14 protein-coding genes are annotated in these 13,056 nt (G+C 62.7%); 7 read left to right on the forward strand and 7 right to left on the reverse strand.

Annotated features, from left to right (window positions below; genetic code table 11):
- Positions 1–19: 19 nt before the first annotated feature.
- From LB541_RS25880 to LB541_RS25900, 5 genes are all read left to right on the forward strand, one after another.
- Positions 20–865 carry a DUF1194 domain-containing protein gene (locus tag LB541_RS25880; protein WP_140564158.1) on the forward strand — a complete coding sequence of 282 codons (846 nt, stop codon included), beginning with the start codon at positions 20–22 and terminating at the stop codon, positions 863–865.
- A 210-nt stretch (positions 866–1,075) separates the two neighbouring features.
- Positions 1,076–1,420, forward strand: a complete 345-nt coding sequence (locus LB541_RS25885) for a peptidase inhibitor family I36 protein (protein ID WP_224619886.1) — start codon at positions 1,076–1,078, stop codon at positions 1,418–1,420.
- Positions 1,421–1,560: 140 nt separating this feature from the next.
- Positions 1,561–2,505: an ABC transporter substrate-binding protein gene (locus LB541_RS25890; RefSeq protein ID WP_140555034.1), complete on the forward strand. Its 945-nt coding sequence runs from the start codon at positions 1,561–1,563 to the stop codon at positions 2,503–2,505.
- 62 nt (positions 2,506–2,567) lie between these two features.
- Positions 2,568–3,344, forward strand: coding sequence for an ABC transporter permease (locus tag LB541_RS25895; RefSeq protein WP_140495640.1), 777 nt, complete (start codon positions 2,568–2,570; stop codon positions 3,342–3,344).
- Entirely contained in the window at positions 3,341–4,126 is a 786-nt protein-coding gene (locus LB541_RS25900) for an ABC transporter ATP-binding protein (protein ID WP_140579821.1), read from the forward strand. The genes LB541_RS25895 and LB541_RS25900 overlap by 4 nt, the downstream gene beginning before the upstream one ends.
- 9 nt (positions 4,127–4,135) lie before the next feature.
- On the opposite strand, the gene LB541_RS25905 is transcribed toward LB541_RS25900, so the two are convergent.
- The 3 genes from LB541_RS25905 to LB541_RS25910 form a co-directional block, all read right to left on the reverse strand.
- Positions 4,136–5,074: a GlxA family transcriptional regulator gene (locus LB541_RS25905; RefSeq protein WP_263482988.1), complete on the reverse strand. Its 939-nt coding sequence runs from the start codon at positions 5,072–5,074 to the stop codon at positions 4,136–4,138.
- A 335-nt stretch (positions 5,075–5,409) separates the two neighbouring features.
- Positions 5,410–5,544: a hypothetical protein gene (locus tag LB541_RS28580; protein ID WP_127853696.1), complete on the reverse strand. Its 135-nt coding sequence runs from the start codon at positions 5,542–5,544 to the stop codon at positions 5,410–5,412.
- 358 nt (positions 5,545–5,902) lie between these two features.
- Positions 5,903–6,088, reverse strand: a complete 186-nt coding sequence (locus tag LB541_RS25910; RefSeq protein ID WP_140495643.1) for a hypothetical protein — start codon at positions 6,086–6,088, stop codon at positions 5,903–5,905.
- A 217-nt stretch (positions 6,089–6,305) separates the two neighbouring features.
- Here LB541_RS25910 and LB541_RS25915 point away from each other — a divergent pair, with 217 nt between their 5' ends.
- Positions 6,306–7,205, forward strand: coding sequence for a LysR substrate-binding domain-containing protein (locus LB541_RS25915; protein ID WP_140495644.1), 900 nt, complete (start codon positions 6,306–6,308; stop codon positions 7,203–7,205).
- Here LB541_RS25915 and LB541_RS25920 read toward each other — a convergent pair whose 3' ends face one another.
- A complete protein-coding gene (locus LB541_RS25920) occupies positions 7,206–8,186 on the reverse strand; it encodes an alpha/beta hydrolase (RefSeq protein ID WP_224619887.1) in 981 nt (326 codons plus the stop codon). It lies immediately after the preceding gene.
- Between the two features lie 246 nt (positions 8,187–8,432).
- Positions 8,433–8,792, reverse strand: coding sequence for a hypothetical protein (locus LB541_RS28660; RefSeq protein WP_318012636.1), 360 nt, complete (start codon positions 8,790–8,792; stop codon positions 8,433–8,435).
- Positions 8,793–8,924: 132 nt separating this feature from the next.
- On the opposite strand from LB541_RS28660, the gene LB541_RS25930 reads away from it, so the two are divergent.
- Positions 8,925–9,953 carry an acyltransferase family protein gene (locus LB541_RS25930; RefSeq protein WP_224619890.1) on the forward strand — a complete coding sequence of 343 codons (1,029 nt, stop codon included), beginning with the start codon at positions 8,925–8,927 and terminating at the stop codon, positions 9,951–9,953.
- 41 nt (positions 9,954–9,994) lie between these two features.
- On the opposite strand, the gene LB541_RS25935 is transcribed toward LB541_RS25930, so the two are convergent.
- Both LB541_RS25935 and LB541_RS25940 read right to left on the reverse strand, forming a co-directional pair.
- Positions 9,995–12,124 (reverse strand): ASKHA domain-containing protein, encoded by a 2,130-nt coding sequence (locus LB541_RS25935; protein WP_224619892.1) that lies wholly within the window; start codon positions 12,122–12,124, stop codon positions 9,995–9,997.
- Positions 12,075–13,049, reverse strand: a complete 975-nt coding sequence (locus LB541_RS25940) for a methyltetrahydrofolate cobalamin methyltransferase (protein WP_140495648.1) — start codon at positions 13,047–13,049, stop codon at positions 12,075–12,077. The genes LB541_RS25935 and LB541_RS25940 overlap by 50 nt, the downstream gene beginning before the upstream one ends.
- Positions 13,050–13,056: the final 7 nt, after the last annotated feature.

Below are 13,056 nucleotides of genomic sequence, written 5' to 3' on the forward strand. Positions count from 1 at the left end.
TTCTGGCTTACCCTGCGGCATGTCTGCTTTTGCTCGCGCAAGACATCTGCTTTCAGGCGCCGCCGCCCTGGCGCTGATGCTGTGGCTGGCCCCTGTGTCGCTCGCGGACGAACCCGTCGACGTCGAACTGGTGCTGGCGGTCGACGTCTCGCTGTCCATGTCGGCGGACGAGCTCGAGATCCAGCGTCGCGGCTACGCGGCTGCATTGACGCACGATCATGTGCTGCAAGCCATCGCCGCCGGCGCTTATGGCAGGATCGCCGTTACTTATGTCGAATGGGCTGGCACCAACTCGCAGCACGTCATCGTGCCGTGGACGGTGATCTCCACTCGCGCCGACGCCGAGCAGGTGGTGGCGCGGCTGTCCGCCCAGCCTCCCAACAGCGCGCGGCGCACGTCTATCTCCGGCGCGCTGGAATTCGGCGCGGACCTTTTCGCCGAAAGTGGCTTTCAAGGGACGAAGCGGGTCATCGATATTTCCGGCGACGGCCCCAACAACCAGGGCGCGCCGGTCGATATCATCCGCGACGAGGTGGTCAAGCAAGGCATCGTCATAAACGGCTTGCCGCTGATGACCCGCGGCGGTTTCACCAGCGCCTACGATGTCAACGATCTCGACCGCTATTACAGCGACTGCGTCATCGGCGGTCCCGGAGCCTTCATGGTTCCGGTCAACGACTGGACGCAGTTTCCCGAAGCTATCCGCCGCAAGCTTGTGCTTGAGCTCGCCGGCCCGGCCTCGCCGCGGTCGGTTGACCAGGCCAATCGTCCGCCGGTGGTGCTGGCGCAGGCCGAACAAACCAGCGATTGCCTGGTCGGCGAAAAGATGTGGCGCAACCGCAATTGGATGCTCGATAGCCGCTGAGAAATTCCAGAAAAAGCGCATAGCGCTTTGCCGGTACGCGCGTAACGCTTTCCCTTTGGAATTGATTGAAAAAAATAGTTAAAGCGGTTCGGCGTTTCCGTGAAATGCCGAACTGTTCCAGGCTTGCCAGTCCGGCAGAAGCAGTGGCAAACTGATCTTGCCGCGCCATCCGGCGGGCGGGGTGACGCGGTCAAACCGAGGAAACACCAGATGAGACGTCTAGCTATCCTGACTGCGGTCGCGTCCATGCTTTACGCCGACGGCGCCATCGCCCAATACGACGATCAGGCCGCCTGCATCATGTTCGAAAATGGCAATTTTCGCGGACGGTCGATCGCGCTCGGGGCCGACGATTCGGTCAATTTTCGCGGCCACGAGTTCTGGAACGACCGCGTGTCGTCGGTGATCGTTCGCCGAGGCTGCACTCTCGTTGCCTATGAGGATTCGCGCAGGGGAGGCCGATCGATCGAGATCAGGCGCAGGGTCCGCGATTTCGGCGGTAGCGACTGGAACGACCGAATCTCGTCCGCGGAGTGCTACTGCGACCAGTATTGACGACAAGGTCCTCGGCCTTGCCGTTTTGTGGCGGCAAGGCGAACCTTCGTCGCCGACGATGTGGGCAAACACGGCCCTGTTCATTGACAGCCGGGCGGCGTCCGTGAACATTCCCCCAGAGAAAACAAAGGGGAACTGACATGAACAGGACCATTATCCTTACGCTGGCGCTTGCCGCCGGCTTGTCCGCGCCGGCGACGGCCGCCACATCGGTCACTATCGGGATCAGCGGCTGGACCGGCTTCGCGCCGCTAACGCTCGCCAAACAGGCGGGACTCTTCGAGAAGCACGGCCTCGACGTGACCTTGAAGAAAGTGCCGCAGGCCAGCCGCCCGCTCGCCATCGCCAGCGGCGACCTGCAATGCGCCGCCACCACGGTCGAGACGTGGCAGGTGTGGAACGCCAGCGGCGTGACCACCAAGCAGATCTTCCAGCTCGACAAATCCTACGGCGCCGACGGCATCGTGGTGCGCAACGACATCAAGACCGTCGCCGACCTCAAGGGCAAGACTGTCGCGTCCTCGGCGCCGGGCACCTCGCCCTATTTCCTGCTGGCCTGGGTGCTGAACAAGAACGGCATGTCGACAAAGGATGTCACGGTCGTCAATCTCGAGCCGGACGCGGCGGCGCAGGCCTTCCTTGCCGGCCAGAACGACGCGGCCGTCACCTATGAGCCGTTCATCTCGGCGGTGCGCGACAAGGCCGACCAGGGCCACATATTGGCGACCACGCTCGATTACCCGATGGTGCTCGACACGGTCGGCTGCACGCCCGAATTCCTCAAAGCCAATCCGGACGCCGCCAAGGCGCTTGCCGACAGCTATTTCGACGCGCTCGACCTGATCAAGAAGGACCCGCAGAAATCCTACGGCATCATGGGCGCGGACGTGAAACAGTCGGCCAAGGAGTTCGAGGATTCGGCGAAGTACCTGAAATGGGCCGACCGGGCGGAGAACAAGCAGTTCTTCACCAAGGAGTTCCAGGATTTCTCCAAGACCGCCGGCGAGCTTCTGCTGCAGATGGGGCTGATCAAGGAAGCGCCTGACGTCTCCACGCTGGCCGATACCAGCGCCGTGGCGAACTGAGCGGCCGCTGTCTTGCGGCGGCGCCCCGCGCCGCCGTTTCGCTTCCACAAGGACCGTTGTAAATGCCGCGCCCCCTGCATCCGATCTCGCCGGGCACGCGAACCGTGCTCGGCATTTCCTTCTTCGTGCTGTTCGTCGTTTTCTGGGCGTGGATCACGCTTGGCGGCCACGTCAACCGCATCTTTCTCGCCGATCCGCTGTCGATGCTGCGGGATGGCTGGCGGCTGCTGGTCGAGGACCGGTTCTGGCTCGACATACTGATCACCATCTGGCGCGTCTTCGGCGGCTTTGTGCTGGCATCGGCCGTCGCCGTGCCGCTGGGCATAGCGATGGGCGCGTGGAAACCTGTCGAGGCGTTCCTGGAGCCGTTCGTCTCCTTCGCCCGCTACCTGCCGGCCTCGGCCTTCATTCCGCTGCTCATCCTTTGGGCCGGCATAGGCGAACTGGAGAAGCTGCTGGTCATCTTCGTCGGCTCCGTGTTCCAGATCATCCTGATCATCGCGGTAAAGGTCGGCTCCACGCGCCGCGATCTCGTCGAGGCGGCCTACACGCTCGGCTCCACGGACAACGGCATCGTCAAGCGTGTGATCATGCCCGCCAATGCGCCCGAGATCGCCGAGACGCTGCGGCTGGTGCTCGGCTGGGCTTGGACCTATGTCATCGTCGCTGAACTGATCGGCTCGTCGTCGGGCATCGGCTACATGATCATCAACAGCCAGTCGCGACTGGCAACCGGCCAGATTATCTTCGGCATCATCGTCATCGGGCTGATCGGGCTGTTGTCCGATCTTGCCTTCAAGGCGCTTAATCGCTGGCTCTTCCCATGGAGCCTGGCATGAGCAAGCTTCTCATCGAGGGCGTCTCGCGCACGTTCGCCGGCGTGCGCGGCGGCTCACCGGTCCAGGCGCTGATGCCTGTCGACCTGGCGGTCGCGGCCAATGATTTCATCACCATCCTGGGACCTTCGGGATGCGGGAAGTCGACGCTCTTGCGCATCGTCGCCGGGCTGGAGGCGCCGAGCGAAGGGCGCGTGCTGCTCGACGGCAAAGCGGTGATCCGGCCGGGGCCGGATCGCGGCATGGTCTTCCAGTCCTATACGCTGTTCCCATGGCTGACGGTCGCCGAAAACATCGCCTTCGGCCTGCGCGAACGCGGCATGGCCGAGCGGGAGAGGGGCGAAATCGTCGCCTCCTATATCGACCTCGTCGGGCTGGAGGGCTTCGAGAACCACTGGCCGAAGCAACTTTCCGGCGGCATGCAGCAGCGCACGGCGATCGCCAGGGCGTTGGCCAACGACCCCGCGATTCTTTTGCTGGACGAGCCGTTCGGCGCGCTCGACAACCAGACGCGCGGGCTGATGCAGGAACTGCTGCTCGGCATCTGGGAACGGCGCAAGAAAACGGTTCTGTTCGTCACCCACGACATCGAGGAGGCGATCTTCATGGCGTCGCGCGTGGTGGTGATGACGGCCAGGCCCGGCCGGATCAAGTCGGACGTCGCCATCGACCTGCCGCACCCGCGCCACTACACGCTGAAGACCAGTCCGGAATTCTCCGTGTTGAAGGCGCGGCTGACCGAGGACATCCGCGTCGAGGCGATGCGGTCGGCAGAGGTGCTCTGAGGCGCGCCTCTATGCCGCCAGCAGCTGCTTGCGGTCGACGCGCTCCTGCTGCGGCGAGCGGGCGTAGAGCTCGCGGTAGCATTTCGAGAAATGCGAGGCCGAGACGAAGCCGCAGGCGACCGCCACCTCGACCACCGGCATCGAGGACTGGATCAAGAGATGCCTTGCACGGTCGAGGCGGATTTCGAGGTAGTAACGGGCCGGCGAGCGTCCCATCTCGGTGCGGAACAGCCGCTCGATCTGCCGGCGCGACAGGTCGACATGGTCGGCGATCTCGATCAGCGACAGCGGCTCCGACAGATTGCCTTCCATCAGTTCGATGATGGTCAGCACTTTCGAGTTCTGTACGCCGAGCCGGGCACGCAGCGGCAGGCGCTGGCGGTCGGTCGGGCTGCGCACACGGTCGGTCAGCACCTGTTCGCAGACGCGGTTGACGAGATTCTCGTCGAAATCGTCGCCGATCAGCTTCAGCATCATGTCGAGCGCGGCGGTGCCGCCGGCGCAAGTGTAGATGTTTTGGTCGATCTCGAACAGGTCGGCAAAGACATTGGCTTTCGGGAATGCCTCGGAGAAGCCGGGCAGGTTCTCCCAATGGATGGCGCAGCGCTTGTTGGACAACAGGCCGGCAGCGGCCAGAACATGCGCTCCGGTGCACAGGCCGCCGACGGAGACGCCGCGATTGTATTCCTCGCGCAGCCAGGCAAAGGCGGACTTGTTCTGGTAGCGCTCGACATTGGTGCCGCTACAGACGATGGCCATGTTGGGGCGATCCGGCCCTCCCATCTTCCTGCGCTCCTCCTCCAGCGAGGTGTTGACCGCGCATTCGACACCGTTCGAAGCGCGCACCGGCTTACCGTCGATGCTGGCGAGGCGCCATCGATAGGCCTCGTAGCCGAGCATGCGATTGGCCGAGCGCAGCGGGTCGAGCGCCGTCGCAAAGGCGATCATGGTGAAGTCGGGAATGAGAAAAAATACAAACGATCGCTTGATCGGATGCTTAACGGCGTTCACGGGAACCTCACGCAGCCATGGCGCGAACAGAATGTCGCGAATAGCATAGCGACAACAGGAAAAACCATCCTTGTCAATCGGCTAAGGAGCTTTAGCAAGATTTAATTTGCGACATGGGTCGCAAATGAGCAATCGTGTTGCGATGCCGCGCAGCCGCGGCGCCGTCCATGATGGAAGCGCCGTCAGGGGTGTGCAAACAAACGCCGCCTCGGCGGAACCGGGCGGCGTCATCTATTCAGGCAGCGCGAGGGAGCGCTGCCTGCGGGATCGGTTCAGGCGACAAAACCGAGGCGTGCGGCAGCCATGGCGCCGGTCTGGCCGGGCATGGTGTTGGCAAGGCGCTGGCGCTCGAGGGCCGTGGTCAGGTTCATTTCGCGGCGAGGGAAAAGGCGGGCAAAAAGCTTCATGTTCATCTCCAATCGGTTGCTCAGACGGGTCGCCTTCGCTTGATGGAGTGGGGCAGCTCGTTTGCTGGCGTGGATATAGGCTTGTGTAAGTAAAAACTAAATCGCAAAAGCGAAGCACTTGATATGAAAAGCGACACGCAAGGCGGAGGGCTTTGTGGGCACTCCCGGATTTTTCGTTAACTTACAAATAGTTAGCTCAAAACCCAGCCGCTATGCGGCTTGTTCATATGCGCCATGCAGCGGCGGCATGGCTCCGAAATTCATGTGAACGCAAATGAAACGGCAAAACAGGTCGGTAAAACAAGAAGACCTGCCCGGCGGTTTGCGCGGCAGGCCTTCAATGCATGGTACACACCGTTTACTTTGCTCCAGCCCAGGATCCGACGCCGGCGCGTATGCCGGCCTTGGTGTCGGCCGCTTCAGGCCAGCCAATATCCTTCTGCAGCTCGATCGGCAGGGAGCGGATGGCGCGTTCGGTCTGGTAGCGGGCGCGGGCCGCGCTGAATTCGGTCGCAAGCCGACCGATGGATGACAGGATAGACATTTCGATCTCCTCATGTCGGGGCGGAAGTGCCCGGCAATGCCTTACGTCAGGTCTGTATCAGCTTCATTGCATGTCGAAGGCAGGTCTGTGTCGTGATCGTTTCGCGGCTGCCTTGGCAGCATCCTGCTTCGATGGAGTTGACTATGCGCTCGAACTGATGTTCAATCAAACGAAATGGAATGATAGTTTGCATCAGAAAAATTGAAGGTCGATCGTCATGAACGCCCCACTCAATCATCCGCTGCCGCTGCTGGACCTCGACGTGCTGCGCACTTTCGTGGCGATCGCCGAAACCGGCAGCTTCACCACCGCGGCCAATGCGGTCTTCCGTACGCCCTCGGCGGTCTCCATGCAGATCAAGAAGCTGGAAGATATTCTGGGCCGCTCGGTGTTCGCGCGCGATGCGCGCTCGGTGACGCTGACCACCGACGGGGAAATGCTGCTGGGCTATGCCCGTCGTCTGCTGTCGATCAATCGCGAGGCGGTGTCCAAGTTCATCATTCCCGATATTGTCGGCGTGGTGCGGCTGGGTTCGCCGGACGATTATGGCGAGCGCGTGCTGCCGCATGTGCTGAAGCGTTTTGCGCAGTCGCATCCATCGATCGCCGTCGACGTCACCATCGACCAGAGCAGCAATCTGCGCCGGCGCATGGATGACCGGGCGCTCGACATCACGCTGCTCACCAATTCCTACAAGACCAGCGCGCTCGGCGCCGAGGTGCTGTTGACGGAGCCGATCGTCTGGGCCGGCGCCAAGGGCGGCTGCGCGCATCTGCGCGAACCCTTGCCGGTGTCGCTGTGGGAAGAGGGCTGCGCCTGGCGGGCAGGGGCGCTCGAAGCGCTGAGCCGCGAGGGCCGCAACTACCGCATCGCGTATATGAGCGCGCATACGGCCGGCCAGCGCGCCGCCATCATGTCAGATCTCGCCGTGGCGCCGCTGCCGAAGTCTTTCCTCGGCAACGACATGGTCGAGCTCTGCCCCAAGGACGGCATGCCCGATATCGGCACCTATAACCTCGCCATGGTGGTAGCGCCGGACGCCAGCGCGCCGGTCAAGGCGGTGGCCGACCACATCCGGGCGACGTTCGAAGTCTTCCGGGAAACCGGCAAGTTCTGATCAACCGGGGTGCTCTGACTGGAGGCTCTGCCCCGAAGCCTCGGTGGACGGCGCTTCGAAGCTTGCGCCGGCGCCTTCAACAAGGGGCGAGGGGTTCTCGGTCAGAAACGCCACGATCCGTTCGCGCGCGCGGCGCGATTCCGGCATGTCGATCAGCGGCCAGACGTGGAACATGCCTTCCTCGTGCACGAGGTCTACCTCGACGCCAGCGGCCCGTGCTTTTTGTGCGAAGATCAGATTGTCGGGCGTGAGAAGATCGCGAGAGCCCGCCAGGAGCAATGTCCTGGGCAGCACCGAGAGGTCGCCATAGACGGGGCTGATATGCCAGTCCGTCGGGTCTATTCCGGCACTGTAGAGCCGGATAGCCTCCCGTCCGCCCGCGATGCCCAGCCAGGGATCGTTCCGCTCCGCCTCGAACACCTCGGGGTTTGCAAGCGAGACGTCGAGCCCGGGTGAGATCAGCACATGGCGCGACGGCAAGGGCAGGCCTTCTTCGGCAGCCATCATGGTGAGCACCACGGCCATGTTGCCGCCGGCGGAATCGCCCATGAAGATGATGTCTTCCGCCTCCGTCTCGCCGAGCATCCGGCGATAGACGTCGCCGACCATGCCGAACATGGCGTGGAAGTCATGCTCGGGCGCGATGGGATAGATGGGCACCGTAAAGGCATAGCCCAGCCGGTCGGCCATGTCGGCGATCAGGTGCCAATGATAGGGCGTGATTTCAAAGACATAGGCGCCGCCGTGCAGATAGAGAACCCGCTTGCGCTCGCCGGCCCTGGGGGCGATCTCGTAGACAGGAAAGCCGTCGACGGTGCGCGTCTCGATGTTGAAGCGCTGCTGCACTGACACCGGAGGGTGATGGTCCTCTGTCCGGCGCGCCGCAGCGATCCAGCGCTGCAGGTTTTCCGGGCTGGAAAACGCCTTCTTGCGACTGTGCCTGAGCACGAAGGACACGACGTGGCTTTTCAAACTTGGCATGCGGATACACGAACTTCGGCGGCAGCCGACTAAGAGAAGTCCCCTTCATATTTGAAGATCGTGCCCTGGTCGAAGATGTCAAGATTTACGCTGTGTGCACACGTCGCTGTGATCGGCGCCGCATTTCTCGCGGGAGGGATCAGCGCTGCGGCAGAAGGGCTGCGCGCAGGCGGTTGCTGGTGACGGCCGGAGCCCCTCGCGGGCTCCGGCGCGTGCCGAGCAGTTTGCACTTTTCGGCAAAGGTCATCAGCGCGTAAAGCCCAAAAGCAAGGCGGAAAGCGCCGCCTGCGGGTCGCTGGGCGGCGAGGCCGGCCAGCCGATGTCCTTCTGGACATGCGCCGGCAGGCTGTTCAGGGCGCGGACGGCCTTGTTCCTGGCACGGGCCTGCCTGATGGTCGCACCGTAGCGGCCGAGATTTTCGAAGATCGACATTTTCATCTCCCTTGAAGAACGGCGGCGGCCGAGGATTATCTTCGACCGCCGTTCGATGCCGGGTAAATGCGCCTGCCATGTATCGGTCGGATTTCGCGAAAACGGTGATTTGGTTTCCGGATCAGTCATTCCGGAAACATTTGCATACAAATGAAATTGCAGGGCGATTGACACCCCCGAGCGATCGCTTCTTGGCCGCGTCCAAGAGGGCGTGCCGCGATCCTACCTAGCTTGCCCGTTGACAGCAGATGGCGGATGTCTGCTATTGTGCATTGCAGCATCGGGGGTGCGGGTAAGGAGTATGGCGTGAATGACATTCACAGTATCCAATACCTTCGAGGACTCGCCGCTTCCGCGGTAGTTTGCTTTCACATCAACGAACAGTTCGGCGGTCCGTTCGCGGTCGGTGCTGCTGGCGTCGACCTGTTTTTTGTCATCAGCGGTTTCATCATGTGGGTGACCACGGCCGATCGCCCTGCCAATCCACGGCGTTTCATATGGCGTCGGATTGTTCGCATCGTGCCGCTCTATTGGATCGTCACGGTGCTGACCGCGCTGGCAATTTTCCTCAAGCCGCAATTTCTCTACGGACATGTGCTGAGCCCGGAAAATTTTTTCGGCTCGCTGGTGTTTCTTCCGATCGTGCAGGATGGGGTACTTCATCCCGTGGTGATCCAGGGCTGGACGCTGTGCTATGAAATGATGTTTTACGTCATTTTCGCCTTGGCGCTCTTTTTAGGCGAGAAGCAGCGTTTTGCCGCGCTGATCGGCGTGCTGACGGTGATGGTCGCATCGAACTTGCTGCTCAAAGGCTACCGCTTTACCTCTCCCCTCATGCTCGAGTTCGCGGCCGGCATTGTTATCGGGCGGCTGTGGATGGAGGATATTCGGCTCCGGCTTGTGCCGGCGCTGGCGCTGGTTGTTGGCGGATTTCTCCTGTTGATGACGATCCAGATGCTTGACCCCGAGCTGCCTCGTGTTCTGCGTTGGGGTATTCCGGCGACCCTGATCGTTGCCGGAGCGGTTTTTGCCGAGCGTGCCAGACCGTTCAACCCCGTGGCCCTGCTTACATTTTTTGGTAGTGCCTCGTATTCGATCTACTTGTGGCATGTGCTGGTGGTTGTCGTGGTAACTGGCATCATGCTGCGGCTTGGGGTTCCGCCAAATTGGCAGCCGGCGCCGATTGCCTTGATCAGCATCGCGCTTTCCGCGATGCTTTACCTGTCGATTGAAAAGCCGCTGACGGGCTTTCTCAACCGGTCGCGCGTCAAAAGCATGCCGTTGCTGGCTCAGCGGCCCAGCTTGCGCTTGCCATCGAATGAGGCAAACGACTGACAAGCGGCCAAGGCGCCTCGGCGTTGCATTGTGCCCTAATTTTATTCCCGGCCACGTCGCGCGGCGTGGCCTTCGCGCGAACGCCGGCGCGGGGTGGCGTCGCCGGCGATGCCGTCCTCGCTCACTGTCTTGCGCGGCGGCAGCTTCACCGCCGCCGACAGTTTCGGGAACGGATCGACCTTGTTCGGCAACGCCATCGCATAGACGAAGTGCTCCTGGAATTTGGGCTCCAGTGCGGTCTCGATCTTCTCGATCTGGCTCACCGTCTCCTCGATCTCGCGACGATAGCCGCGATTGAGCAGCGCCATGCGCGCGCCCGCGCCGGCGGCGTTGCCGACGGCCGAGACCTTGTCGAGGTCGCAATCGGGGATCAGGCCCAGCACCATGGCGTATTTTGGATCGATGAAGGAGCCGAAGGCGCCGGCGAAGTGGATGCGGTCGACATGCTCGGTGGTCTGCTTTTCCATCAACAGCTTGGTGCCGGCATAGAGCGCCGCCTTGGCGAGCTGGATGGCGCGCACATCGGTCTGGGTGATGGTGATCTTCGGCTCGCCTTCCTTTAGCACGTAGGAGAAGGTGCGGCCGTTGGCGACGATACGCGGCGAGCGCATGCTGAGCGATCCGTCGACGACGCCGTCTTCCGAAATGATGCCGGCCAGATACATCTCCGCAACGATCTCGATGATGCCGGAGCCGCAAATGCCGGTGACGCCGGTCGCCTGCACGCTGTCGAGGAAACCCGGCTCGTCGGACCACAGTTCAGAGCCGATGACGCGGTATTTCGGCTCGAGCGTGTCGGGATCGATGCGCACGCGCTCGATGGCGCCGGGCGCGGCGCGCTGGCCGCCGGAGATTTCGGCGCCTTCGAAGGCCGGACCGGTGGGCGAGGAAGCAGCCACGACCCGGGCACGATTGCCGAGCACGATCTCGGCGTTGGTGCCGACGTCGACGATCAGCATCATCTCGTCCTGGCGATGCGGGCCCTCCGACAGCGTCACCGCCGCCGCGTCGGCGCCGACATGGCCGGCGATGCAGGGCAGCATGTAGAGGCGTGCGCCCGGGTTGAGCTTGAGGCCGATATCCGAGGCCTTGATGCGCACCGCGCCCGAGACGGCGAGCGCGAAGGGGGCGCCGCCGAGCTCGGTCGGATCGATGCCGAGGAACAGATGGTGCATGATCGGATTGCCGACGAAGACGGAATCCAGGATGTCGTTGCGCTGGACACTGCCTTCCGCGCAGACCTTGTCGACGAGGCCCGAGATCGCCTCGCGCACCGCGACCGTCATGCCTTCGCGGCCATCCGGGTTCATCATCACATAGGAGACGCGGCTCATCAGATCCTCGCCGAAGCGGATCTGCGGGTTCGACGTGCCTGACGAAGCGGCGACGCGGCCCGACAGCAGCGACACCAGATGCATGGCGATGGTGGTCGAGCCGATATCGCAGGCCAGCCCATAGGCCTCGTTCTTGAGGCCGGGCCACAAAGCGATGACGCGCGCGATATCGCTGTCGGCATCCTTGTGGATGGCGGCGGTCGCGGTCCAGTTGCCCTTGCGCAAGATGCCCTGCACCTGCGGCAGCAAATAGAAATCGAATTCGAGGTTCTTGAAGTTCCAGTCCTTCATCAGCGCGATCTTGAGCCGGTCGAGATCGCCTGAAGGATTGTGCATGTCGGGTTCTTCGATTTCGACATAGCACATGCGGATTGCCGTATCGCGCGCGATCACCCTGGTGTCGGCATCCTTGCGGATGGTCTGTGCGTTGATGACCGTGTCCTGCGGCACGTCGATGACAAGGTCGCCGAGGATCTGCGCCGAGCAGGAGAGGCGGCGCCGTTCCGGCAGGCCGCGCACGCGCTCATAGCGCTCTTCCTTGGGCCCCTTGGGCGAGATGTGGTCGTTGGAGGAGACGATCTTGTGCTTGGCGAAATTGCCTTCCTGCACCTCGATCTGGCAGCGCCCGCAAGTGGCGCGCCCGCCGCACACGCTCTCGACATAGACGCCGAGCTGGCGCGCGGCGTCGAGCACCGGCGTGCCGACCGGAAACCGCCCGCGTTTGCCCGACGGCATGAACAGCACGAGCGGATCGGTGATGTTGGTATGCGAATTCACGATTGCGCGCTTATCCCCTTGCCATGCGGGCTTCACGACCGCCACGACGGCGACCGCCATTGCCGCCGCCTTCGCCTGGTGCATTGACCGCCGTCGGAGCGGCGACCGCTTGGCCGCCTTCGGCCGGCTTGTAATCCTTATAGGTGCGAATCCAGTTGGTGCAATTCTCGTCGGTGCCGTTCAGAACGTTGGCGCCGCGCACGGCTTCCATTTCCTGCGGACGCACCGGGTTCATGATGGCCGATGTCATGCCGGCGCCGATCACCATCGGGATGAAGGCGGCGTTGATGCCGTGGCGGTGCGGCAGGCCGAAGGAGATGTTGGACAGGCCGCAGGTGGTGTTGACCTTCAGTTCCTCGCGCAGGCGCCGCAGCAGGGCGAACACCTGGCGGCCGGCGTCGCCGAGCGCGCCGATCGGCATGACCAGCGGGTCGACGACGACGTCATGCGCCGGAATGCCGAAATCGGCGCAGCGCTGCACGATCTTCTTGGCGACGGCGAAGCGCACATCCGGATCCATCGAAATGCCGGTCTCGTCATTGGAGATGGCGACGACCGGCACGTTGTATTTCTTGATCAGCGGCAGGATGGCTTCGAGTTTTTCCTCCTCGCCGGTGACGGAGTTGACCAGCGGACGGCCCTTGGCGACCTTGAGCGCCGCCTCGATCGCGGCGGTGACCGAGGAGTCGATCGACAGCGGCAGGTCGACCAGGCCCTGGACGATCTCCAGCGTCTGTACCAGCAATGCCGGCTCGGTCGCGTTGGGGTCGACGGCGGTGACGCCGGCATTGACGTCGAGCATGGTGGCGCCGCAAGCGGCCTGTTCCAGCGCGTCCTTGATGACGGTTTCGAAATTGCCGGCGATCATCTCGGCGGCGAGCTTCTTGCGGCCGGTCGGGTTGATGCGCTCGCCAATCACGCAGAAGGGCTGGTCGAAGCCGATGATGATTTCTCGTGTCGCCGAGGCAACGATGGTCCGGGTCATGAAATCT

Source organism: Mesorhizobium sp. BR1-1-15, assembly GCF_020165475.1.
Lineage (GTDB): Bacteria > Pseudomonadota > Alphaproteobacteria > Rhizobiales > Rhizobiaceae > Mesorhizobium.